The organism is Burkholderia sp. MS455, assembly GCF_016899445.1.
GTDB lineage: Bacteria > Pseudomonadota > Gammaproteobacteria > Burkholderiales > Burkholderiaceae > Burkholderia > Burkholderia pyrrocinia_C.
Genome location: NZ_CP041777.1, coordinates 605676 through 626886, shown reverse-complemented (window position 1 = coordinate 626886; position 21211 = coordinate 605676). Strand labels below are relative to the sequence as shown.

Here is a 21211-nt window from a genome sequence, read left to right as displayed (position 1 = left end):
GCCGGCGCGCCTGCCGTCGCCGTTTCATGCCCCCGTTCAACCCGAGCGTACTGGAGACAATCCGGATGGCACCCGTGCCGGTCGTCCATTTCGTGCTGCTGGTCGTGGCTGCCTGGCTCGCGATCGGCGCGCTGGGGCTCGGGGCGCTGCATCGCACGCGCGTCGTCGCGCACGGGCTGTTTCCGCTCGGTGCGCTGGGCGGGCTGCTGCTGGCGGCCGCGGGGCTCGCGGGCGTGTTTGCCGAGCCGTCCGTCGCGGTGCTGCCGATCGGGCTGCCCGACCTGCCGTTCCATCTGCGGCTCGACCGCCTGTCCGGCTATTTCCTGTTTGTGCTCGGCCTCGTCAGTGCCGGGATCGGCGCGTTTTCCGCCGGCTACTTCCGCAAGGGCGAGGGCGCCGCGCCCGGGCTCATCTGCTGCGAATATCACGTGTGCGTCGCGAGCATCGCGCTCGTGCTCGTCGCGGACGACGCGTATGCGTTCATGGTCGCGTGGGAAACGCTGACGCTGTCCGCGACCTTCCTCGTGATGACCAACCACCGGATCGGCGAAATCCGCCGTGCGGGCTACCTGTATTTCCTGATTTCGCATGTCGGCGCGCTCGCGCTGCTGCTGTGCTTCGGCATCCTGCAGGCGCGCACCGGCGATTACACGTTCGCGAACATGCGCACCCAGTCGCTCGATGCAACCTGGGCGTCGCTCGCGTTCCTGCTCGCGCTCGTCGGCTTCGGCGCGAAGGCGGGCGTATTTCCGCTGCATGTGTGGCTGCCCGATGCGCATCCGGCCGCACCGTCCCCCGTGTCGGCGCTCCTGAGCGGGTTCGTGCTGAAGGTGGGGCTCTACGGGCTGCTGCGCACCGTGTTCGACCTGCTGCACGTGCAGATCGCGTGGTGGGGCGTGCTGCTGCTCGTGCTCGGCGGCGGCACCGCGCTGCTCGGCGTGGTCTTCAGCACGATCCAGGTCGACATGAAGCGCCTGCTCGCCTATTCGTCGATCGACAACATCGGCCTGATGTTCGTGTCGCTCGGGCTCGCGGTGCTGTTTCGCGCGTTCGGCATGACGACCCTGGCGGCGCTCGCGCTGACCGCGATGCTCTATCAGGTCGTCGCGCATGCGGCATACAAGAGCCTGCTGTTCCTGGGGACGGGCGCCGTGCTGCACGCCACCGGCGAGCGCAATCTCGGCAAGCTCGGCGGGTTGATCCGTTTCATGCCGTGGACGGCCTGGGCCGTGCTCGCGGGCGTCGCGGCGAGCGCGGGCCTGCCGCCGCTGAGCGGTTTCGTCGCGGAGTGGCTGTTGCTGCAGGCGTTCCTGTTCACGCCCGGCCTGCCGGATTCGGTGCTGGCGATGACGGTGCCGATCGCGGCCGCGCTGGTGGCGATGTCGGCCGCGCTCGCCGGCTACACGATGGTCAAGTTCTTCGGCATCGTGTTTCTCGGGCAGCCGAGGGAAGCCAAGCTGAGCCGCGCCCGCGACGCGAATGCGTGGGAGCGGCTCGCGTTCTGCTGGTTCGCGGCGCTCAGCGTGCTGCTCGGGCTGATGCCCGCGCAGTTCGTCAAGCTGCTGGATCCGGTCACGCGCGGGCTCGTCGGCGCCGGCGTCGGCGCGGACAATCACGGCTGGCTGCTGCTCGTGCCGGTGTCGACCGCGCGCGCGAGCTACATGCCGGCCGTGTTCATGCTGTTTTTCGTCGCGTGCTGCGGGCTTGCGTGGCTGCTGGTGCGGCGCTTCTACCACGGCCGGCTGCGCCGCGCCGCGCCGTGGGGTTGCGGCTTCCCGTTTCCGACCACGCGGATGCAGGACACGGCCGAGGGGTTCGGGCAGCCGATCCGCGAGATCTTCGCGCCGCTGCTGCGCATCGAGCGGCAGGTGCCGTCGCCGTTCGACGCGCAGCCCGCGTACCGGGTGTCGGTCGCCGATCGCACCTGGCTGCTCTACGAGCGCATCGCGGCGATCACGCTGCGCGCGGCCGAATGGGCGGGCCGGCTGCAGACAGGCCGGATCGCCGTCTACCTGACCTACAGCTTCGCGGTGCTGATCCTGCTCCTGATGCTGGTGAGAAGATGGTGACCGTCTCCGGCGTGGCATCGCAGATCCTCGAGATCGTGGTGGCGCTCGCCGCCGCGCCGCTGCTGTCCGGCTGGATCAACCAATGCCGCGCGTGGCTGCAGAACCGGCGCGCGCCGTCGGTCTGGCAGCCGTACCGGATGCTCCACAAGCTTTTCAACAAGGAATCGGTCGTCGCGCATGGCGCGAGCGCGGTGTTCCGCGGCGCGCCCTACGTCGTCTGGGCCGCGATGACGCTCGCGTGCGCGATCGTGCCGACGCTGTCGACGGAGCTGCCGCTGTCGCCCGCCGCGGACGCGATCGCGCTCGTCGGCCTGTTCGCGCTCGCGCGCGTCGCGCTGTCGCTCGCCGCGATGGACATCGGCACGGCATTCGGCACGCTCGGTGCGCGGCGCGAGATGCTGATCGGCTTTCTCGCGGAGCCGGCGCTGCTGATGGTCCTGCTGTCCGCGTCGCTGATCACGCAGTCGACGCTGCTGACGAGCATCGTCGGCACGCTCGGGCGCGGCGAGCTCACGCTCTATCCGAGCCTGGCGTTTGCCGGCATCGCGTTCACGCTGGTGTCGCTCGCCGAAAACGCACGGCTGCCCGTCGACAATCCGACTACCCACCTCGAACTGACGATGATCCACGAGGCACTGCTGCTCGAATACTCGGGGCGTCATCTCGCGCTGATGGAATGGGCGGCGAGCCTCAAGCTGTTCGCCTATTCGTGCATCGGCCTCGCGCTGTTCGTCCCGTGGGGCATTGCCGAGGCGGGTAATCCGCTCGCGCTGCTGCTGGCGGTGCCGGTGCTGTTCGTCAAGCTGATGGCGGGCGGTGCGGCGCTCGCCGCGGTCGAGACCGTCAATGCGAAGATGCGGCTGTTCAGGGTGCCCGAGTTTCTCGCCACCGCGTTCCTGCTCGCGGTGATCGGCATGCTCGTGCACATCCTGCTGGGGGCGTGAATGCACGGCTACGCGACGCAACTGATCAACTTCCTGGCGGCGCTGCTGCTGATCCTGTCGTTCGCGATGCTGAGCCAGCGACGCACGCTGTCGCTGATCCATCTCTATACGCTGCAGGGCGTCGCGCTCGTGTCGGCCAACCTGATTCTCGGCGTGCTGACGGGCGACGCGCACCTGTTCGTGTCCGCCGGGCTGACGCTCGTGCTGAAGGTCGGCGTGATCCCGTGGCTCCTGTATCGGCTCGTGCGCCGGCTCGACGTGCGCGCCGACGTCGAACCGCTCATCAATATCCCGACCACGCAGCTGATCGGCATCGTGCTGGTGATCGTCGCGTTCAACGTCGCATCGCCGATCAGCCAGCTCGCGACCTCGGTCGCGCGCGGCGCGCTCGGTATCGCGCTCGCCTGCGTGCTGCTGTCGTTCATGGCGATGATCACGCGCGCCAAGGCGATTCCGCAGGTGATCGGCTTCCTGTCGATGGAGAACGGGCTGTTTTTCGCGGCGACGGCCGCGACCAACGGGATGCCGATGATCGTCGAGCTCGGCATCGGGCTCGACGTGCTGGTCGGCATCCTGATCCTGGGCGTGTTCATGTTCCAGATCCGCGAGCAGTTCGACAGCCTGGACATCCATCACCTCGAGACGCTCAAAGATGAATGAGGCCCATGTCGTGCTCGCCGTGCTCGGCCTGCCGCTCGCGGCCGCCGCGACGCTCGCGTGCGTGCGGTCCAGCCGCGTCGCGCGCAACCTGAACGCCGGCTTCAGTTTCGCGACGTTCGCGGCGACGCTCGCGCTCGCCGCGCACACCGTCGAAAACGGCCCGTCGAGCGTGTTCGACGGCGCGTTCTTCGTCGATCCGCTCAACGTCTACCTGGTCGCGCTGACCGCGTTCGTCGGCTGGACGACGTCGTTGTTCTCGCGTCCGTACATGCAGGTCGAGGAGGATCGCGGCCGGATGACGGCCGCGCGGATGCGGCTCTATCACGCGATGTATCAGCTCTTCATGTTCGCGATGCTGCTCGCGCTGCTGACCGACAACCTCGGCGTGCTGTGGGTCGCGATGGAGGCGGCGACGCTGGCGACCGTGCTGCTCGTCAGCGTCTACCGGACGGCCGCGAGCCTCGAGGCCGCGTGGAAGTATTTCATCCTGTGCGGCGTCGGCATCGCGCAGGCGCTGTTCGGCACGATCCTGCTGTACCTCGCCGCAAGCCGGCAGCTGGCCGGCGGAGATGCGCTGCTGTGGACGAGCCTCGTCGCGGTCAAGGCGCACCTCGACCCGACCATCGTGTCGATTGCCTTCGTGTTCCTGCTCGTCGGCTACGGCACGAAGATCGGCCTCGTGCCGATGCACAGCTGGCTGCCGGACGCGCATGCCGAAGGCCCGACGCCGATTTCGGCGGTGCTGTCCGGCTTGCTGCTGAACGTCGCGCTGTATGCGGTACTGCGCTGCAAGGTGCTGGCCGACGGCGCGCTCGGCAACGGGCTGCCGGGGCGGCTGCTGGTCGGGTTCGGGCTCGTGTCGGTGCTGGTCGCGTCGTTCTCGCTGTTCCGGCAGAAGGACGTGAAGCGGCTGTTCTCGTATTCGTCGATCGAGCACATGGGGCTGGTGACGTTCGCCTTCGGCCTCGGCGGCCCGGTCGCGACCTTCGCCGGATTGCTGCACATGACGGTGCACTCGCTCGTCAAGTCGGCGATCTTCTTCGCGGTCGGCCATGCGGCGCAGAAGGCCGGCACGCAGGCGATCGACGGCATTCGCGGGCTGCTGCAGGTCAGCCCGACCGTCGGCTGGGGGATGATGCTCGGCACGCTCGCGATTCTCGGCCTGCCGCCGTTCGGCGTGTTCGCGAGCGAATTCCTGATCCTGACGACCGCGATGAACACGCTGCCGTGGACCGCGCCGCTGCTGCTGCTCGGGCTCGCCGTCGCCTTCGCGGCGATCTTCGCGCGCGTGCAGCGGATGGTATTCGGCGGCACGACGACGGCGAAACCGCTCGGACACCGGCCGGCGCTGTTGCCGGTGTTCGTCCATCTGGCGCTCGGCCTGATGCTCGGCCTGTACGTGCCGCCTTATCTGGCGACCTGGTATCGCCAGGCCGCGACGATGCTGGCGGGGTGACGCATGCGACTCGAATCGATACCCAGGGAGGCCGCGGTCCCGCTCGAATGCCGGGCGGGCCAGGTGCGCGCGGCGCTGATGGAAGTCGACCCGGCGGGGTGGCTCGAGACGGCGCGCGTCGCACGGTCGGAGCGGAGCCGGCTCGTCGCGATGTGGGGCGGCGAAGCGCGCGACGCGGGTTTCGCGGTGAATGCCGCGTACGAATGCGACGACGGCATCCTGTGGGTGCGTCTCGCGACCGGGCGGCAGCCCGACGCCGGCGGGGATTTCCCCGACCTGGCGCCGCTGTTTCCGTCCGCCGCCCGGATGCAGCGGGCGATCTTCGACCTGACCGGCCTGAGCGCGCGCGGCGCGCAGGACGCGCGGCCGTGGCTCAATCACGGCAATTGGCCCGACGACTATTTTCCACTGCAACGATCGGCGACCGGTGTCGAGGCGTTCGAATCGAACGAGGCGAACTACCGGTTCGTGCCGGTGGCCGGCGACGGCGTGCACGAGATCGCGGTCGGGCCGATCCACGCCGGCATCATCGAGCCGGGACATTTCCGGTTTTCGGTCGTCGGAGAGAAGGTGCTGCGCCTCGAGGAACGCCTCGGCTACGCGCATCGCGGCGTCGAGCGACTGTTCGAGCGGACGGCCGCGTCGAACGGCCATCGGGTCGCGGGCCGGATCGCCGGCGATTCGACCGTCGCGTTCTCGTGGGCCTACTGCATGGCGCTCGAGCACGCGTGCCGCACCGCAGTGCCTAAGCGCGCGCTGTATCTGCGCGCGCTCCTGCTCGAACGCGAACGCGTGGCGAATCACCTGGGCGATCTCGGCGCGCTCGGCAACGATGCCGGGTTCGGGTTCGGTCTCGCGCAGTTTTCCCGGCTCAAGGAGGACTGGGTCCGGATGAACGATCGCGCGTTCGGGCATCGATACCTGATGGACCGGATCGTGCCCGGCGGCGTGGCGGTCGACGTCGGGCACGACAGCGTCGCGAGCCTGTCGGACGCGTGCGAACGCATCGAACATGACGTGCGCGTCATGCGGACAATCTACGAAGACCAGTCGGGGCTGCAGGACCGGTTCGTGGGCACCGGCAGATTGACCGCCGAGGTCGCTGCGCACTTCGGCGTGCGCGGCCTGGCCGCCCGTGCCAGCGCTCACGCGTTCGACGTGCGCGCGGCGATGCGGTCCGCGCCGTACGACGAGGTCGCCGTCAACGCGGCGAGCGATCCGCGCGGCGACGTCGCCGCACGCGTGGCCGTGCGGTTCGCCGAGATCGACGAATCGGTGCGCGTGATGCGCGTGCTGCTGGCGAATCTGCCGGCGGGCCCGGTCGTCGTCGAGGTGGCGCCCGCCGCGGCGCCTGCCCGCGGGATCGGCTGGGTCGAGGGATGGCGCGGCGATATCTTCGTCGCGCTCGAGACGGAAGCGGACGACGCGATCGCGCGGTGCCATTGCCACGATCCGTCGTGGCAGAACTGGCCGGCGCTCGAACATGCGATCATCGGCAATATCGTTGCCGATTTTCCGTTGATCAACAAATCGTTCAACCTGAATTACGCGGGGCACGACCTCTGATGTGGCAGCTTATCCGGCAATTTGCGCGCACCGATTTTCCCGACGAGCCCGTGCCGGCCGCGGAGGACGCGTGGCGTCGCGAGGAGGGGCGCATCCGGCAGGACATTCTCGATCTGCTCGGGCGGGCGCTCTGCATCCGGCAGATCGACGCGGGATCCTGCAACGGCTGCGAGCTGGAGATCCATGCGCTGAACAACGCCTACTACAACATCGAGGGGCTCGGCATCAAGTTCGTCGCGAGTCCCCGCCATGCGGACCTGCTGCTCGTGACCGGGCCCGTGACGCTGAACATGCGGGCAGCCGTGCTCGCCGCATACGACGCGACGCCGGCGCCGAAGCTCGTCGTCGCGGCCGGCGAGTGCGCGTGCACGGGCGGCATCTTTGCCGACAGCTATGCGGTGTGCGGCCCGGTTGCGTCGATCCTGCCGGTCGACGTGACGATTCCCGGCTGCCCGCCGCCGCCTCGCGACTTGCTGCGCGGGATCCTGACGGCCTGCCGGGCGCGCGGCGCTTGATGAGGCGGGCCGTGGCGATTTTCAGCGCGTTCGTTCGGGGATCCTGCGATCATCGTGCCGCGGCAGGGCGTGCGACGCGACGGGCGCCGGGAACGCGGCAGAATCCTGTTTTCATCCCCGCTTTTATCGGCTGGCGAGCCGGATATCCGGCTCGTTCGCCATGACTTCGACTCCTGCTTCATGACACCTGTCAAATTCATTCTTCGCTACACGGCGATCCCTTTCACGGCCATCGTGGCCGTGGTGATCTGGACCGTCATACCATCGTCGAAAGAGATCGATGCGAGACAATATGCGGCGCTGTCGCGTGCGTATGCAAGTTTCCCGCTGCCGTTCCGGCACGAGATCTCGGAAGCGATGGACCACGGCCGGATCAACGACCGGCGCTACCAGGCACTCGTGCGCGATTCGCTGGGCAACGGCGTCGCGCTGGACTGGCCGGCATCAGGCGTCGGCGGCATCGCGGACGAACGACAAAAACTGGCCGAACTGATTCAGGCCGATTCGGATCTTCAAAGGCAACACCCATGAAAACCCTGCTGGTCTCCGTGGCATTCGCGATGATCATCGCGAGCCTGATTTTCGCGCTGTATTTCATGAATCACGATCGCGGCAAGTCCAAGCGAATGGCGTGGTCGCTCGCGGCACGCGTCGGGCTGTCGGTCACGCTGTTTCTGTCGCTGCTGATCGCGTACAAGCTCGGCTGGATCGAACCGACCGGATTGCCGATCGGGCGTTGAGCGGGGCATGCCCCGCTGCATGCGGGGCATTTTCTCAAATGCAAGTTTGGTTCAGTAATCGAGGTGTTGTGATAAGAATACTTATCCCGATGCGATTGATGCGAATGAAGGCGATTGACGGAATTGCAGCAACGCTTGCGCGGCTGAAGCGGGTTTCGGGTTTCAACAGAAGCGGTAACGACCGGCGCAACGGCGCTAGCTGCCCGACTCGTTGGTCATGTCATGGCGATACGCGCGTGGCGAGCAGCCCACGATGCGCTTGAACGCATGGCCGAACGCGCTATCCGAGTCGTAGCCGAGCGTCTGCGCGATTGCCGATATCGATGCGCTGGAGCGTCTCAGCTCCCGCATCGCGAGCTGTATCCGCCAGCGCAGCACGTATTCGAGCGGCCCGAATCCCAGCCGCCGCTTGAAATGCAGCGCGAACGTCGAACGCGATATGTGGCAGCAGGTCGCGAGTTCGTCGACGGTCCAGCGTCGCGCGGGGGCCGCATGAATGGCGGCAAGCGCCGCGCTCACCCTCGAATCCGCGAACCCGGCGAGCCATCCGACATCGCCGTTCGCGCCGTCGTCCACGTAGCGCCGCAGGATCTGCACCAGCATCATGTGTCCGAGATGCCGAACCATCAACGACCCGCCCGGCGGCGACGCGACGAATTCATGCGCGAGTTGCTGCAGCGCCCAGCGCAGCACGGCCGCCTGCTCGGAGTCGCCGCTCACGACGACCACGGGCGGCAGGCTGCCGAGCAGCAACGGCATGCCCTCTTCGTACGAGAAGCGGCCGCCGATCAGGAAGCAATCCGCCGGCTCGCCATAGTGTGCGATACCGCGATCGACATGCCGGTACACGTCGGCGGCCGGCACCGGCGCGACCGACGGATCGCTCGCCAGCGAAAATGCCCGCGGCGCCGCCAGCAGGAAGCAGTCCCCCGTGCGCAGCCGGATGGGTGGCCCCGCGCCGTCGACGCTCAGCCAGCAGCTCCCTTCGACGACCGCGTTGAACTTGATTCCGTCGGGCGGCGGAATGGCGACCGCCCAATCGCCGCCGGCTCGCAAGCCGATGAAATACGAATCGCGCGTTTCCAGCAGCGACAGCACCTCGGATAGTGGATCCACGCGTTATCTCCGGACGATCTCGACGAAAAACCGGATTCTATTGCATTCACAGTCCGGGTGCGTGATCGGAGAATGACTTCGTGCAGCGACGTGACCGACGGGCGGTCGCGTGCTTCACGCATCGTTCCTGGAGCCTTCAATGACGAGCAGGCAGCAACCCCTTCATTCCGGATTCGGCGCCGCGTCGACGGCAAGCGACGTGCTGGCCGATCTCGACCTCAGCGGCAAAACCGCGATCGTCACGGGCGGCCATTCGGGCCTCGGCCTGGAAACGACGCGCGCGCTGGCGCAGGCCGGCGCGAACGTCGTCGTTGGCGCACGCAACCCCGCTGCCGCGCGCGAAGCGACGCGCGGCTTGCCCGGCGTGGAGATTGCGGCACTCGACCTCGCCGATCTCGCGAGCGTGGCCGCATTCGCCGCGCGGTTCGTCGATGCGCGGCGCGACGTGCATATCGTGATCAACAGCGCGGGCATCATGGCGTGTCCCGAGACGCGGGTCGGCAATGGCCGGGAAGCGCAGATGGCCGTCAATCATCTCGGTCATTACGCACTCGTCAACCGGCTGTGGCCTGCGCTCGCGCACGGCCACGGCGCCCGCGTGGTCGCGGTGTCGTCGCTCGGGCATCGGCTGTCGCCGATTCGCTGGGATGACATTCAGTTCGCGCACGGCTACGACAAATGGCTTGCGTACGGACAGTCGAAGACCGCAAACGCGCTGTTTGCGGTGCAACTCGATGTGCTCGGCGCCCGGTTCGGCGTCCGCGCCTATTCGCTGCATCCGGGCAAGATCGCGACGCCGCTGCAGCGACATCTGACACGCGAAGAGATGATGGCGCAAGGCTGGGTGGACGAGCACGGGGCACCCATCGATCCGACTTTCAAGACACCTGCGCAGGGTGCGGCGACGCAGGTATGGGCAGCAACGTCGCCGCGCCTCGCCGGTATCGGCGGCGTCTACTGCGAGGATTGCGACGTCGCGGTGGTCACGCGGGGAAACGAGGAAGCGGGCGTGCGGCCACATGCGATCGATCCCGAGGAGGCGGCACGTCTGTGGACATGGTCGGCGGAATTGACGGGCGTCGATGCCTTTGCGGTGCGCCGCTGACGCAAGTGTTCACGCGGATCAACGCGTTGAAACCGGACGCTGAGCGACACCTTCGGTCGTGCGGCCGATGCGCGAGAGCAGAAAGCCGCTTATCCGCGCGCCTGAAGAAGCGCGCGGCTCATCTCAGCGATCGGCATCGACGCAATCGAGTTCAGCAGGCGGATTTCCCCGGCATCGGGGCGGGCGATCTCGCGCACTTCGTCGAGCGTCTGCGCGACGCTGCGATCGAGCGGTTCGAGAAAGCGCCGGAGCTCGCTTTCGGCCGCCTTCTCCTTGAGCCCGAGCGCATTGCCGAACGCGATCAGCGCGCCCATGTCGATATCGGAGAACCGCGTCGCCGTGCCGAGCGGCATCGTCAGTTCGCAGTGCGGCCAGTGATCGCCGCGATGGTCGGGCCGGTGCGTGGGCGTGTGATAGACGACCGTGCTGACGATGTCGTAGAACGGCGCAAGCCGGTAGCCGCGCGCGTCGACGAAGAACGACAGGTTTTTCAGGTGCGCGTCGCCATTGCCGATCACCACGTTGAAGATCGTCCAGCGGAACACCGACAGGCGCGCGCGTGCGCGCGTGCTGGTCTGCCCGATCGCGCGGCCGAGCTCCTCCGCGTTCGCGCGCTGGTACTTGAAGCCGCGATCGTAGTTCAGCAACTGCATCGCATCGATCGTGTGCAGGCGACTGACCGGCTCCGACGCGGTATCGCGGTCGAAGCGGTCGATCACGTAGCACGCGGACGGCGCGCGAAGAAAATGCACGGCCGGGACGTCGAGGCCCATCCGCTTCGCGAGCTTCATGCAGAAGAACTCGTTGATCGCCGAATGCGGATAGCCGGCGGCGCGCATGTCCGGCTTCAGCAGATGCATCGACGGCTCGCTGCCGACCGGTTCGAACAGCGCGTAGTCCGGCGCGTCGCCGCGCAGGATCAGCAGCAGCTTCTGCTGCGCGCCGGCCGCCGACATGCGCTTGGGCGCGGTGGCCGTCAGCGCGTGCTCGGGCATCGCCTGGATGCGGCGCTCGAGTTCGTCGAGCCCAAGCGGCTGCATGCTGCCGGCCGCTTCCTGCTCGCCTTCGGCCAGCAGCGTGAGCGCACCGGCCGATTCGCGCCCGAAGTAGGCGAGCAGGCCCCACGCGTCGGCGGCATCGACCTGCGCCTCGCGCGCGAGCGACGTCCGCATGCCTTCTTCGGGCAGCAGGTTGTCGAAGAACCACTGGACCGGGCGATCGGTCGAGCTGTCGGTGAAGGTACCGGCGCGCAGCGCGAACGCGGGCGACAGCGGGTACGCGTGCGGCGAGGCGAGCCACTGCGCGTCGTACGTGAACGACCAGATGCCTTTGTCGTCGGTCAGCCTGCCCATGCGCAATCCGTTCGCGGATGCAATCAACGTTCTAGCCGCCATGGCTGCTCCTGCGGCGTCGAGCGGCCTTGAGCGCGTTTTCCGCCGAAATCTCGATCGACGATTGCGCGAGCAGGCTTACGCCGAGCTCGCCGAGCAGCAGCAGCACCTTGCCGATCTGGGCGGTCGGCTTCCCGGCTTCCACCTGGCTGATGAATTTCGGCGAAAGCCCCGTGGCGTTCGCGAGTTCGTCGCGCGTGAACCCCTGCTGGAGCCGCACGGCGCGAATGAGGTTGGCGAGGGCGCCGATCGTGTTGACGGACCGAGTCTCCGGCATGACGTTCTCCGTGCTTCGTATCTGAGCGGGAACAGTATTGCACAATTTGCGGGGTCGGGCATTGATTCGTATCCGTTCGGAAACGAAAGTGCTCCACAGGTGACTGGACAATTGTTTCGTTCCCGATCGGGAGCCGGATGGCACGGAATCGCGGGCGGCGGCACTTCCGTATCCGGGCGGATACGTGATTGGCGCGCACGACGGGGCCGGCCTGCCGCGCGTGCAACCCGGGCACGGGACGGCGTGCATCGACGCTGACGCGACGTTGTGTTCGTCCGGACCGACATGAGCGTGCACGCCGGTCCGACGATCGTACGGCGCGCGTCAACGCCGCCGTGCAGCGGTCGGCAGCGCGCGTCGACATCGTTGGAATGGCCGCGGCACGTCAGTCCATTCCGTGGCCCGTCACCCGATCGACATGACTGAAGGTCCCGATCGGACGGTTTCGCGCGCGGCGCAACCGCCCGTTGCCGCCCGTATGCCCGAGCAGCGATCTTTATGACCGCGGCAGATAAACGTATCCGAATCGCTTCGTTGACGCATCCCGGCACGCACTCGTAGATTCGCGTTTTGACCGAATCAGGGGCCGTGCCGTGACGACTACCGCCATCCGCGACGCTGCAACGCTTTCCGCCGGGCATCCGCCCGCATCGCGGCCAGGCGGTGCGGCGCAGCGCTTCGACATCGTTCCGTTCGACGCGCCGCTCGGCGCCGAAGTGGTCGGCCTCGACCTGTCGCGGCCGCTGGACGCCGACGGTTTCGCGCGTATCCATCGCGCGCATCTCGACCATCACGTGCTGGTGTTTCGCGACCAGCGCATCACGCCGGACGAGCACATCGCATTCAGCCGCCGCTTCGGCCCGCTGCAGATCCATGTGCTGCACCAGTTCGCGCTTGCCGGCCACCCGGAGGTGCTGATCGTGTCGAACATCGTCGAGAACGGCAAGCCGATCGGGCTCGGCGACGCGGGCCATTTCTGGCATTCCGACCTGTCGTACAAGGAGAAGCCGAGCCTCGGTTCGCTGCTGCACGCGCAGGAATTGCCGGCGGAGGGCGGCGACACGCTGTTCGCGAACATGCATCTCGCGTGGGACACGCTGCCGGCCCATCTGCGCCGCGCGATCGAAGGGCGGCGCGCCGAGCATACGTATCTCGCGCGCTATGCGGAACTGCAGGCGCGCAGCCCGTGGCGGCCGAACCTGTCGCCCGAGCAGATCGCACAGGTCGATGCGGTCGTCCATCCGGTCGTGCGCACGCATCCGGAAACGGGCCGCAACGCGCTGTTCGTCAGCGAGCATTTCACGACGCGCATCGTGGGCCTGCCCGACGACGAAAGCCGCGCGCTGCTCGACGAACTGTTCGAGCACAGCGTGCGCGCCGAACACCTGTACCGGCACCGGTGGCGCGAGCACGATCTCGTGTTCTGGGACAACCGTTCGCTGATGCATCTCGCCGCCGGCACGCCCGACCATCTGCGCCGCAAGCTGTACCGCACGACGATCGAAGGCGACGCGCCTTTCTGAGCCGCGTGCCGCGTCATTCTTCCGCCCCATTCCGACCGGAGTTCCGATGTCGTTTTCGTTTTTGCCGGCGCGCCGCGCGCTGGCGGCCACGCTCACCGCCGCGCTCGCGTTTGCGGGCACGCTCGCACCGCAAGCCGTGCACGCGGAAGGCCGCATCCGCATCGCCGAGCAGTTCGGCGTCGTCTACCTGATGCTGAACGTCGCGCGCGACCAGCAACTGATCGAAAAGGAAGGGCGCAAGGCCGGCATCGACATCAAGGTCGACTGGGTGCGGCTGTCGGGCGGCGCAGCCGTGAACGACGCGCTGCTGTCCGGCGCGGTCGATATCGCGGGCGCGGGCGTCGGGCCGCTGCTGACCGTGTGGGACCGCACGCGCGGCCGGCAGAACGTGAAGGGTGTCGCGTCGCTCGGCAATTTCCCGTATTACCTCGTCAGCAGCAATCCGAACGTGAAGACGATCGCCGACCTCGGCGCGAAGGACCGCATCGCGGTGCCGGCGGTCGGCGTGTCGGTGCAGTCGCGCGTGCTGCAGTACGCGGCCGCGAAGCAGTGGGGCGACAAGCAGTTCGACAAGCTCGACGCGCTCACGCAGGCGATTCCGCACCCCGACGCGACGGCCGCGATCCTCGCGAACAGCAGCGTGATTACCGGCCACTTCGGCAATCCGCCGTTCCAGGAGCAGGAACTTGCCGGCAACCCGAATGCGCATATCGTGCTGAACTCCTATGACGTGCTCGGCGGCCCGAGCTCGGCGACCGTGCTGTACGCCACCGAGAAATTCCGCGACGACAACCCGAAGACCTACCGCGCGTTCGTCGCCGCGCTGGCCGACGCCGCGCGGCAGATCGCGGCCGACCCCGAGCGCGCGGCCGATACCTATATCCGCGTGAACGCGTCGAAGATCGATCGTGCGCTGCTGTTGAAGATCCTGCGCAATCCGCAGGTGCAGTTCAAGACCGCGCCGCAGAACACGCTGCCGCTCGCGCAATTCATGCATCGCACCGGCGCGATCCGCAACGAGCCGAAGTCGTGGCGCGACTACTTCTTCGACGATCGGGCAACCGCCGGCGGCAGTTGAGCGGTGCCGCCGCTTCGACGCCGCGATCGACGCTTATGCGTCGGCACGGTTTCGATATGCGCAATCGTTGGTTGGTCCACGCGACGCCCGGCCGTATGTTGACGCTTTACCCGCAAGAGATTCGATCGTGAACGCCACCTCTCCCCGAACCTGGCTGCCGCCGTATGCGGCGCGCGGCGGCGCGTCGCCCGCCGCCCAGGCCGCGCCCGACGCGCGCGCGGCGATCCGGCCCGCGCAGGCCGGCGCGCACAGCGAACGCCTGCTCGCCATCGACCGCGTGAATCTCGAATACCGGAGCGGCGCGCGGATCGTTCGCGCGACGCACCAGGTGAGCTTCGACGTGTACGGCAGCGACCGCTTCGTGCTGCTCGGCCCGTCGGGTTGCGGGAAGTCGACGCTGCTGAAGGCGATTGCCGGCTTCATCGAGCCCGTGTCGGGTTCGATCGCGCTCGACGGCCGGCCCGTGCGCGGGCCGGGGCCCGACCGCATCGTGGTGTTCCAGGAGTTCGACCAGTTGCCGCCTTGGAAGACGGTCGTCGAGAACGTCGCGTTTCCGTTGCGCGCCGCCGCGAAGCTGTCGCGTGCCGAAGCACGCGAACGCGCGCTGCACTATCTCGACAAGGTCGGGCTGGGCGCATTCGCCGAAGCGTATCCGCACACGCTGTCGGGCGGCATGAAGCAGCGTGTCGCGATCGCGCGCGCACTGGCGATGCAGCCGCGCGTGCTGCTGATGGACGAACCGTTCGCCGCGCTCGACGCGCTCACGCGCCGCAAGATGCAGCAGGAACTGCTGCGGCTATGGGACGAGTTTCGCTTCACGCTGCTGTTCGTCACGCATTCGATCGAGGAAGCGCTCGTCGTCGGCAACCGGATCCTGCTGCTGTCGCCGCATCCGGGCCGCGTGCGCGCGGAACTCAACAGTCACGAGCATTCGCTCGACAGCGTCGACACCGGCGACTTCCGCGACAACGTCGCGCGGATCCATCGCCTGCTGTTCGATACCGATGCAACGAACGCGCCGACGACGGAGGATGCCGCATCATGAGCACGATCGATCCGGTCCTGCCGCCGCTGCCGCCCGTTCGCGCCGAATACGAACGCACGCTCGACACGCTGCCCGACGCCGAACGCGCGGCGCCGGCCCCGCTGTTGCGCCGCATCGCCGGCGCGGGCTGGTTTCGCCGCAGCGTCATCGCGCTCGTGCTGATCGCCGCATGGGAGATCGTCGCGCGCATCGTCGCGAACGATCTGCTCGTGCCGACCTTCGGCGCGACGCTGGCCGCGTTCGTGCAGGGCATCGAGTCGGGCGAACTGCTCGTGAAGACGGGCATCTCGATGTCGGTGCTGCTGCGCGGCTACGCGCTGGGTGTGTTCTTCGCGTTCGCGCTGACGTCGCTCGCGGTATCGACGCGCATCGGCCGCGACCTGCTGACGATGCTCACGTCGATGTTCAATCCGCTGCCGTCGATCGCGTTGCTGCCGATCGCGCTGCTGTGGTTCGGGCTCGGCACCGGCAGCCTGCTGTTCGTGCTCGTGCACGCGGTGCTGTGGCCGCTCGCGCTCAGCATGTACACGGGCTTCGCCGGCGTGCCGGCCACGCTGAGGATGGCCGGCCGCAACTACGGCCTCACGGGCCTGCGCCAGATCGCGCTGATCCTCGTGCCGGCCGCGCTGCCGTCGATCCTGTCGGGCCTGCGCGTCGGCTGGGCGTTCGCGTGGCGCACGCTGATCGCGGCCGAGCTCGTGTTCGGCGCGAGCGCGGGGCAGGGCGGGCTCGGCTGGTACATCTTCCAGAACCGCAACGAGTTGTATACCGACCGAGTGTTCGCGGGTCTCGCGGCCGTCATCGTGATCGGCCTGCTCGTCGAGAACCTCGTGTTCGACACGCTCGAACGCGCGACCGTGCGGCGCTGGGGCATCCAGCACTGACGCGATGGTGCGCCGCCATTCCCGGCGCGTGCATAACAAAAGCTGAAATCGGTTTTTCGCGCGCGTCGGGTGCGTCCCTATACTTTGCGGTGCCGCGCGTGCACCGTGTCGCGAATGCCTCGACCACGCGACGCAGCGACGCTCCCGATCTTCTCGCATAAGGAACCGCCGAATGACTGCCCGTGATGCCGTCGACCCGCGCGACGCGTTGCGCGACGCGCTTGCCGCACTGCCCGATCTCGCGAACGCGATCGGGCAGGATGCCGCGCAACGCGAGGCGCGTCGCGAGCTGCCGTTCGAAGGCTTCGCGATCTTCCGGCGCTCGGCGCTGGGCGTGCTGCGGATTCCTGTGGCGCGCGGCGGCCTCGGCGGCACGCTGGTCGATCTGTTCGACACGATCGCGACGCTGGCCGCGGCCGATTCGAATCTCGCGCACGCGCTGCGCATCCACTACGACATGACCGAGACGCTGCGGCTGTCGCCGCGCACGCCGTTCAACGACGTGCAGCTCGAACGCGCGCTGGCCGGCGCGATCTTCGGCGGCGCGTCGACCGAGCGCGGCACGTCGCGGCCCGGCGAGAACACGACCGTACTGCGCCGGGACGGCGCTCATCATCGCGTGACGGGGCGCAAATACTATTCGACGGGCACCGCGTTTGCCGATTTCGCGCGTATCAACGTGGAGAACGAGCGGGGTGATGCGCTTGCCGTGATCATTCCGGTGGCGCGCGACGGCGTGCAGGTGCTCGACGACTGGGACGGGATGGGGCAGCGCATGACCGCGAGCGGCAGCCTGCTGCTCGACGACGTGCAGGTGTTCGCGGACGAAGTGGCCGCGCGCGACGGTGCGTCGCTCGTCGGCCGCCATTGCGGCGCGCTGCGTCAGCTTCATCTCGTCGCGACGGGTGCGGGCATCGTGCGCAACGTGGTCGCCGATGCGCGCCGCTACGTGCTCGCGCACGGCCGCCCGGCGCTGCACAGCCCGGCGCCGACCGCGCGCGACGATCATTTCATCCAGCAGATCGTCGGTGAACTGTCCGCGCACAGTCACGCGATCGATGGGCTCGTGCGCGAAAACGCGCGGGCGCTCGACCGCTCCGCCGACGCGATCGAGGCCGGCGACGCCGATGCGCATGTGCTCGTGCTCGACAGCGCGCTCGCGACCGCGCGCACGCAGTTGATCGTCAGCAAGCTCGCGTTGCATGCGGCCGAGCGGCTGTTCGAAGTCGGCGGCGCGTCGGCGACGGCGCGCGAACACAACCTCGATCGGCACTGGCGCAACCTGCGCACGATCTTCAGCCACAACCCGTTGCTGCACAAGGCGCGCGTGATCGGCGACTACGAACTGAACGGCGTGACGACGCACCTGACCGAAGGGCGCGTGTTCTGATCCTGCCGCACGCGGCCATTGGCAGCTCGTCGGCACGGCGGAGCAGATCGTCGACCAGCTCGAGGAGCGGTTCGTGTGCTACGGCGCCGACGGCTACAACGTGATGGCGCCGACGCTACCCGGCGGGCTCGACGGTTTCATCGCGCTGGTGCTGCCCGAACTGCGCCGCCGCCGGTTGTTTCGCAGCGACTATGCGGGTCGCACGCTGCGTGACCGCTTCGGGTTGCAGCGGCCAGTGCGTCGCGCTGCAGCGGCGCGCGAGGTGTCCGGCGCCTGACTGACTTCAGCGCCGCAACCCGGCGTCGCGCAGCAGCGGCAGCACGCGCTCGCCGAAGAAGTCGAGATCGGGCTTGAAGTCGTAGAAGCTCAACTGGATCCCGTCGATGCCCGCGCGGTGCAGTCGCACGATGGTGTCGGCGACTTCGTCGGGCGAGCCCGTGATCGAGATATTGCCGCCGATCGCGCGTGCCGCTGCCTGCGAGCGCTGCTCGAAGCCGCCGCGCCACGCATGCGCGTCGCTGTCGAAGCGGTGGAAGCTGCCTTCGTCCGCATGCGCGACGATCGCGTCACGGTACGCGCGCGCTTCGGCCGCCGTCTCGCGGCAGATCACGAGCGGATTGAGCAGCGTGCGGATCGTCCGGCCGCGTGCCGCGGCGGCGGCCTTCACGCGTGCGGTATGCGCAGGCAGCGCGTCGAGCGCGAGGGCGACGTCGGGGCCGGCCGGGCTCGTGACGAACACGATGTCCGAATAGCGCGCCGCGAAATCGATGCCGGCGTCGGAGCCGGTCGCGTTGATCAGCAGCGGGCGGCCGTAGCGCGGCTTCGGCGTCACGAATGCGCCGCCCAGGCGCCAGCTCGACAGTGCGGGCGCGTAGCTGAAATTGTCCGGTTGCGCCCACAACTGCTGGACCGCGTCGAGGAATTCGGCGGCCATCTCGTAGCGCCGGTCGTGCTCGATCCGGTTCCATCCGAACATCTCGTGCTCGACCGCGCGATGGCCGGTCACGACGTTGATGCCCCAGCGCCCGCGCGAGATGTGATCGAGCGTCGCGGTGAATTTCGCGAAATGCAGCGGATGCCACGGCCCGTAGAGCACATGGCTCGTTGCGACGAGGATGATCCGCTCGGTGCGCGCGGTCAGCGCGGCCAGCGTCATGAACGAGTCGAGTGCCTGGCCGTCGAACACGCCGCCGTAGCCGCCTTTCGGCAGCCACTGCGACAGCGCGAACACGAGATCGAAACCGAGCGCTTCGGCGCGCGCGACCAGGTCGGCGTTGTAGTCGAAGGTCCAGTCGGTCGAGCGCGGCAGCGTCGATGCGCTCCATCCGCCGGCCTGGATCGGCAGGAACAGCCCGAGCATCAGCGGCTGCGCGAGCGTGCGCGACACGGGGCTGTCGGGGAAGTCCGCCGGCGAGCGGACGTCGACGAACGGCGACGATGCGGCGGGGGCGGCGAGGGAGATGTCGCTCATGATGGGTTCCTTGCGGGGTGTGTGCGCGCTGAAGCCGAACGAAGACGATACGCACGCGCTGCGGCAGTTCGCGCGGGAACGACTGCGGATTGCACGGCGAGCGGATCGCGCCGCGTCATAACCGGCCCGGCCTCGGATCGGGCACGAAGCCGTCGCGGTTCGGCATCTTCACGCGCGGCAGCGTGCGCGCATCGAGCCGCGCGTCATCGGGCACGATGCCGTTCAGGTGCAGCACGTATGCGGTGACCGCGTAGACGTCGTCCGCGCTCAGCGATTGCGGCGCGTTGTACGGCATCGCACGGCGGATGTAGTCGAACAGCGTCGTCGCATACGGCCAGTAGCTGCCGACGGTCTTTTTCGGCTTGGTGCCCGCGAGCGAGCCGAGGCCGCCGACGAGCGGATCGCCGACGCCGCCTTCGCCGCCGGCGCCGTGGCACATCGCGCACTTGTCCGCGAACACATGACCGCCGCGCGCAACCGTGCCCGAGCCGGGCGGCAGGCCGCTGCCGTCGGGCGCGACGTCGATGTCCCACGCGGCGAGCGCCGCGCGGTCGACCGGCTGCCCGAGGCCGAAGCCGGCACCGAATGCGTTCGACACGACCACGGACGCAGCGAGCAGGCAGGCGAGCGGCTTACGCATTGCGCACCTCGCCGTCCGTGCCGACGCGCCAGTTCTGGATGCCGTTGTAGTGATACTGCGAATTGAGCCCGCGCGCGGCGACGAGCGCGTCGCGGGTCGGCTGCACGTAGCCCGTGTCGTCGGTCGCGCGGCTTTGCAGGTCGGCCGGCTCGCCGTTCCAGACCCAGTCGGCCTCGAAGCGCGTCAATGCGCGATCGCGCACGTCGCCGGCGAGCCGCGCGGGTCGCCATGTGCGGCCGCCGTCGGTCGATACGTCGACCGCGCGAATCCGGCCGCGGCCCGACCACGCGTAGCCGCCGATCGGGTGATAGCCGTGCGCAGCGAGACGATGGCCGGCCGACGGCCGCGTGATCACCGACTTCGCGTCCATCTCGAACACGAACTGGCGCGCGCAGCCGCCGGGCAGCAGGTTCGTGTATTTCGACGTTTCCTCGCGCGTCATCTCCGGCGCGCGAACCAGCTTCAGCCGCCGCAGCCACTTGATGTTCGTGTTGCCTTCGAAGCCCGGCACGATCAGCCGCACCGGGTAGCCGTTCTCGGGGCGCAGCCGCTCGCCGTTCTGCGCATAGACGACGAGCGCGCGTTCGAGGATCCGGTCGAGCGGCAGGCTGCGCGTCATCGCCGCGCCATCGGCGCCTTCGGCGAGCAGCCAGCGCGCGGACGGGTCGACGCCGGTTTCGTCGAGCAGCGTCGACAGCCGGACGCCGGTCCATTCGCAGCACGACAGCAGCCCGTGCGTGAACTGGACGGGCAGCCCGCTCGGGCCGTTCCATTCGCTGCCGGTGTTGCCCGAGCATTCGAGGAAGTGGATTCGTGATTCGGACGGGAAGCGCAGCAGGTCGTCGATCGTGAACACGCGCGGCTCGCGCACGAGGCCGTGCACGACGACGCGATGGCGTTGCGCATCGATCTCGGGCACCCCGGCGTGATGACGTTCGTACACGAGGCCGTTCGGCGTGAGGTCGCCGAACAGGTCGGCGAGCGGCGTCATCGACGAGCCGGAGCCGGGCAGCGCAGGCGTGCGGGCGCTGCGGCGGATCACGTCGCGTTCGTGCGGGCCCGGCACGCCGTACGGCGGCGACAGCAGCGGCGCGCCCGGCGAACGGGTCCACGGCGGCACGTCCAGCGGGGAGAGCGGCTGGCTTGCGAGCGCGCCGCCGGCAGGCAGCAGCGCGGCGGCCCATCCGCCGGCGAGCTGGCGCAGCGCCGCGCGCCGGCCGGTGCGCGGCGGGCGGGAAGGAAAACGGGAATCGGTCATGGTCGAACGCGTATCGCGTGCGGCGGCCGCACGCGGGGAAACGGACATTCTCGGCAACCGGGCGCGACGCGGCAAACAACGAT

The 21211-nt window shown here is 68.3% G+C and carries 20 protein-coding genes and 1 pseudogene; 15 read left to right on the top strand and 6 right to left on the bottom strand.

Going from position 1 to position 21211, the window contains the following annotated elements; translation table 11 throughout:
• The first annotated feature begins 65 nt into the window (after positions 1 to 65).
• The 8 genes from hyfB (at position 66) to FPJ27_RS02420 (ending at position 7950) form a co-directional block, all read left to right on the top strand.
• The gene (gene hyfB, locus FPJ27_RS02455; protein WP_204420735.1) at positions 66 to 2069 is read left to right on the top strand and encodes a hydrogenase 4 subunit B; all 2004 of its coding nucleotides are present in this window, start codon (positions 66 to 68) and stop codon (positions 2067 to 2069) included.
• Positions 2063 to 3013, top strand: coding sequence for an NADH-quinone oxidoreductase subunit H (locus tag FPJ27_RS02450; protein WP_072437917.1), 951 nt, complete (start codon positions 2063 to 2065; stop codon positions 3011 to 3013). Before hyfB ends, FPJ27_RS02450 begins: the two co-directional genes overlap by 7 nt.
• A complete protein-coding gene (locus tag FPJ27_RS02445; protein WP_072437918.1) occupies positions 3014 to 3673 on the top strand; it encodes a formate hydrogenlyase in 660 nt (219 codons plus the stop codon).
• Entirely contained in the window at positions 3666 to 5129 is a 1464-nt protein-coding gene (locus FPJ27_RS02440) for a hydrogenase 4 subunit F (RefSeq protein WP_072437919.1), read from the top strand. The genes FPJ27_RS02445 and FPJ27_RS02440 overlap by 8 nt, the downstream gene beginning before the upstream one ends.
• 3 nt (positions 5130 to 5132) lie before the next feature.
• Entirely contained in the window at positions 5133 to 6695 is a 1563-nt protein-coding gene (locus FPJ27_RS02435; protein ID WP_204420734.1) for an NADH-quinone oxidoreductase subunit C, read from the top strand.
• Positions 6695 to 7210: a formate hydrogenlyase gene (locus FPJ27_RS02430; RefSeq protein ID WP_072437921.1), complete on the top strand. Its 516-nt coding sequence runs from the start codon at positions 6695 to 6697 to the stop codon at positions 7208 to 7210. The genes FPJ27_RS02435 and FPJ27_RS02430 overlap by 1 nt, the downstream gene beginning before the upstream one ends.
• A gap of 180 nt (positions 7211 to 7390) precedes the next feature.
• Complete coding sequence (locus FPJ27_RS02425) at positions 7391 to 7741, top strand: hypothetical protein (protein WP_072437922.1); 351 nt, start codon at positions 7391 to 7393, stop codon at positions 7739 to 7741.
• On the top strand, positions 7738 to 7950 hold the full coding sequence (locus FPJ27_RS02420) for a twin transmembrane helix small protein (RefSeq protein ID WP_006489184.1): 213 nt from the start codon (positions 7738 to 7740) through the stop codon (positions 7948 to 7950). The genes FPJ27_RS02425 and FPJ27_RS02420 overlap by 4 nt, the downstream gene beginning before the upstream one ends.
• 195 nt (positions 7951 to 8145) lie before the next feature.
• On the opposite strand, the gene FPJ27_RS02415 is transcribed toward FPJ27_RS02420, so the two are convergent.
• Entirely contained in the window at positions 8146 to 9066 is a 921-nt protein-coding gene (locus FPJ27_RS02415) for an AraC family transcriptional regulator (protein ID WP_204420733.1), read from the bottom strand.
• Between the two features lie 139 nt (positions 9067 to 9205).
• Between FPJ27_RS02415 and FPJ27_RS02410 the strand changes: the two genes are divergently transcribed.
• Positions 9206 to 10171: an SDR family NAD(P)-dependent oxidoreductase gene (locus FPJ27_RS02410; RefSeq protein ID WP_072437924.1), complete on the top strand. Its 966-nt coding sequence runs from the start codon at positions 9206 to 9208 to the stop codon at positions 10169 to 10171.
• An 89-nt stretch (positions 10172 to 10260) separates the two neighbouring features.
• On the opposite strand, the gene FPJ27_RS02405 is transcribed toward FPJ27_RS02410, so the two are convergent.
• Together FPJ27_RS02405 and FPJ27_RS02400 are read right to left on the bottom strand one after the other, a co-directional pair.
• Positions 10261 to 11565: a HipA domain-containing protein gene (locus tag FPJ27_RS02405; RefSeq protein ID WP_204420732.1), complete on the bottom strand. Its 1305-nt coding sequence runs from the start codon at positions 11563 to 11565 to the stop codon at positions 10261 to 10263.
• Complete coding sequence (locus FPJ27_RS02400) at positions 11555 to 11839, bottom strand: helix-turn-helix transcriptional regulator (protein ID WP_072437926.1); 285 nt, start codon at positions 11837 to 11839, stop codon at positions 11555 to 11557. The genes FPJ27_RS02405 and FPJ27_RS02400 overlap by 11 nt, the downstream gene beginning before the upstream one ends.
• A gap of 593 nt (positions 11840 to 12432) precedes the next feature.
• On the opposite strand from FPJ27_RS02400, the gene FPJ27_RS02395 reads away from it, so the two are divergent.
• The 6 genes and pseudogenes from FPJ27_RS02395 to FPJ27_RS02370 form a co-directional block, all read left to right on the top strand.
• On the top strand, positions 12433 to 13362 hold the full coding sequence (locus FPJ27_RS02395) for a TauD/TfdA family dioxygenase (protein ID WP_072437927.1): 930 nt from the start codon (positions 12433 to 12435) through the stop codon (positions 13360 to 13362).
• A 46-nt stretch (positions 13363 to 13408) separates the two neighbouring features.
• Positions 13409 to 14440, top strand: a complete 1032-nt coding sequence (locus tag FPJ27_RS02390; protein WP_204420731.1) for an ABC transporter substrate-binding protein — start codon at positions 13409 to 13411, stop codon at positions 14438 to 14440.
• Between the two features lie 67 nt (positions 14441 to 14507).
• Positions 14508 to 15485, top strand: a complete 978-nt coding sequence (locus FPJ27_RS02385; RefSeq protein WP_204420730.1) for an ABC transporter ATP-binding protein — start codon at positions 14508 to 14510, stop codon at positions 15483 to 15485.
• Positions 15482 to 16369: an ABC transporter permease gene (locus FPJ27_RS02380; protein ID WP_175961694.1), complete on the top strand. Its 888-nt coding sequence runs from the start codon at positions 15482 to 15484 to the stop codon at positions 16367 to 16369. Before FPJ27_RS02385 ends, FPJ27_RS02380 begins: the two co-directional genes overlap by 4 nt.
• Before the next feature lie 172 nt (positions 16370 to 16541).
• The gene (locus FPJ27_RS02375) at positions 16542 to 17759 is read left to right on the top strand and encodes an acyl-CoA dehydrogenase family protein (RefSeq protein ID WP_204420729.1); all 1218 of its coding nucleotides are present in this window, start codon (positions 16542 to 16544) and stop codon (positions 17757 to 17759) included.
• Positions 17760 to 17766: 7 nt separating this feature from the next.
• A pseudogene (locus FPJ27_RS02370) lies at positions 17767 to 18036 on the top strand (nitrilotriacetate monooxygenase); the annotation flags it as partial.
• 6 nt (positions 18037 to 18042) lie between these two features.
• Here FPJ27_RS02370 and FPJ27_RS02365 read toward each other — a convergent pair.
• The 3 genes from FPJ27_RS02365 to soxC all read right to left on the bottom strand — a co-directional run bounded on the left by FPJ27_RS02365 (position 18043) and on the right by soxC (position 21128).
• Positions 18043 to 19230: an LLM class flavin-dependent oxidoreductase gene (locus tag FPJ27_RS02365; protein ID WP_204420728.1), complete on the bottom strand. Its 1188-nt coding sequence runs from the start codon at positions 19228 to 19230 to the stop codon at positions 18043 to 18045.
• Positions 19231 to 19345: 115 nt separating this feature from the next.
• The gene (locus tag FPJ27_RS02360) at positions 19346 to 19870 is read right to left on the bottom strand and encodes a cytochrome c (protein ID WP_204420727.1); all 525 of its coding nucleotides are present in this window, start codon (positions 19868 to 19870) and stop codon (positions 19346 to 19348) included.
• Positions 19863 to 21128, bottom strand: a complete 1266-nt coding sequence (soxC, locus tag FPJ27_RS02355; protein ID WP_204420726.1) for a sulfite dehydrogenase — start codon at positions 21126 to 21128, stop codon at positions 19863 to 19865. Before soxC ends, FPJ27_RS02360 begins: the two co-directional genes overlap by 8 nt.
• Positions 21129 to 21211 lie beyond the last annotated feature (83 nt).

Coding starts and splice junctions, on each gene's coding strand:
- hyfB (WP_204420735.1), top strand. CDS start 66: ATGGCACCCGTGCCGGTCGTCCATTTCGTGCTGCTGGTCGTGGCTGCC.
- FPJ27_RS02450 (WP_072437917.1), top strand. CDS start 2,063: ATGGTGACCGTCTCCGGCGTGGCATCGCAGATCCTCGAGATCGTGGTG.
- FPJ27_RS02445 (WP_072437918.1), top strand. CDS start 3,014: ATGCACGGCTACGCGACGCAACTGATCAACTTCCTGGCGGCGCTGCTG.
- FPJ27_RS02440 (WP_072437919.1), top strand. CDS start 3,666: ATGAATGAGGCCCATGTCGTGCTCGCCGTGCTCGGCCTGCCGCTCGCG.
- FPJ27_RS02435 (WP_204420734.1), top strand. CDS start 5,133: ATGCGACTCGAATCGATACCCAGGGAGGCCGCGGTCCCGCTCGAATGC.
- FPJ27_RS02430 (WP_072437921.1), top strand. CDS start 6,695: ATGTGGCAGCTTATCCGGCAATTTGCGCGCACCGATTTTCCCGACGAG.
- FPJ27_RS02425 (WP_072437922.1), top strand. CDS start 7,391: ATGACACCTGTCAAATTCATTCTTCGCTACACGGCGATCCCTTTCACG.
- FPJ27_RS02420 (WP_006489184.1), top strand. CDS start 7,738: ATGAAAACCCTGCTGGTCTCCGTGGCATTCGCGATGATCATCGCGAGC.
- FPJ27_RS02410 (WP_072437924.1), top strand. CDS start 9,206: ATGACGAGCAGGCAGCAACCCCTTCATTCCGGATTCGGCGCCGCGTCG.
- FPJ27_RS02405 (WP_204420732.1), bottom strand. CDS start 11,565: ATGGCGGCTAGAACGTTGATTGCATCCGCGAACGGATTGCGCATGGGC.
- FPJ27_RS02400 (WP_072437926.1), bottom strand. CDS start 11,839: ATGCCGGAGACTCGGTCCGTCAACACGATCGGCGCCCTCGCCAACCTC.
- FPJ27_RS02390 (WP_204420731.1), top strand. CDS start 13,409: ATGTCGTTTTCGTTTTTGCCGGCGCGCCGCGCGCTGGCGGCCACGCTC.
- FPJ27_RS02380 (WP_175961694.1), top strand. CDS start 15,482: ATGAGCACGATCGATCCGGTCCTGCCGCCGCTGCCGCCCGTTCGCGCC.
- FPJ27_RS02375 (WP_204420729.1), top strand. CDS start 16,542: ATGACTGCCCGTGATGCCGTCGACCCGCGCGACGCGTTGCGCGACGCG.
- FPJ27_RS02365 (WP_204420728.1), bottom strand. CDS start 19,230: ATGAGCGACATCTCCCTCGCCGCCCCCGCCGCATCGTCGCCGTTCGTC.
- FPJ27_RS02360 (WP_204420727.1), bottom strand. CDS start 19,870: ATGCGTAAGCCGCTCGCCTGCCTGCTCGCTGCGTCCGTGGTCGTGTCG.
- soxC (WP_204420726.1), bottom strand. CDS start 21,128: ATGACCGATTCCCGTTTTCCTTCCCGCCCGCCGCGCACCGGCCGGCGC.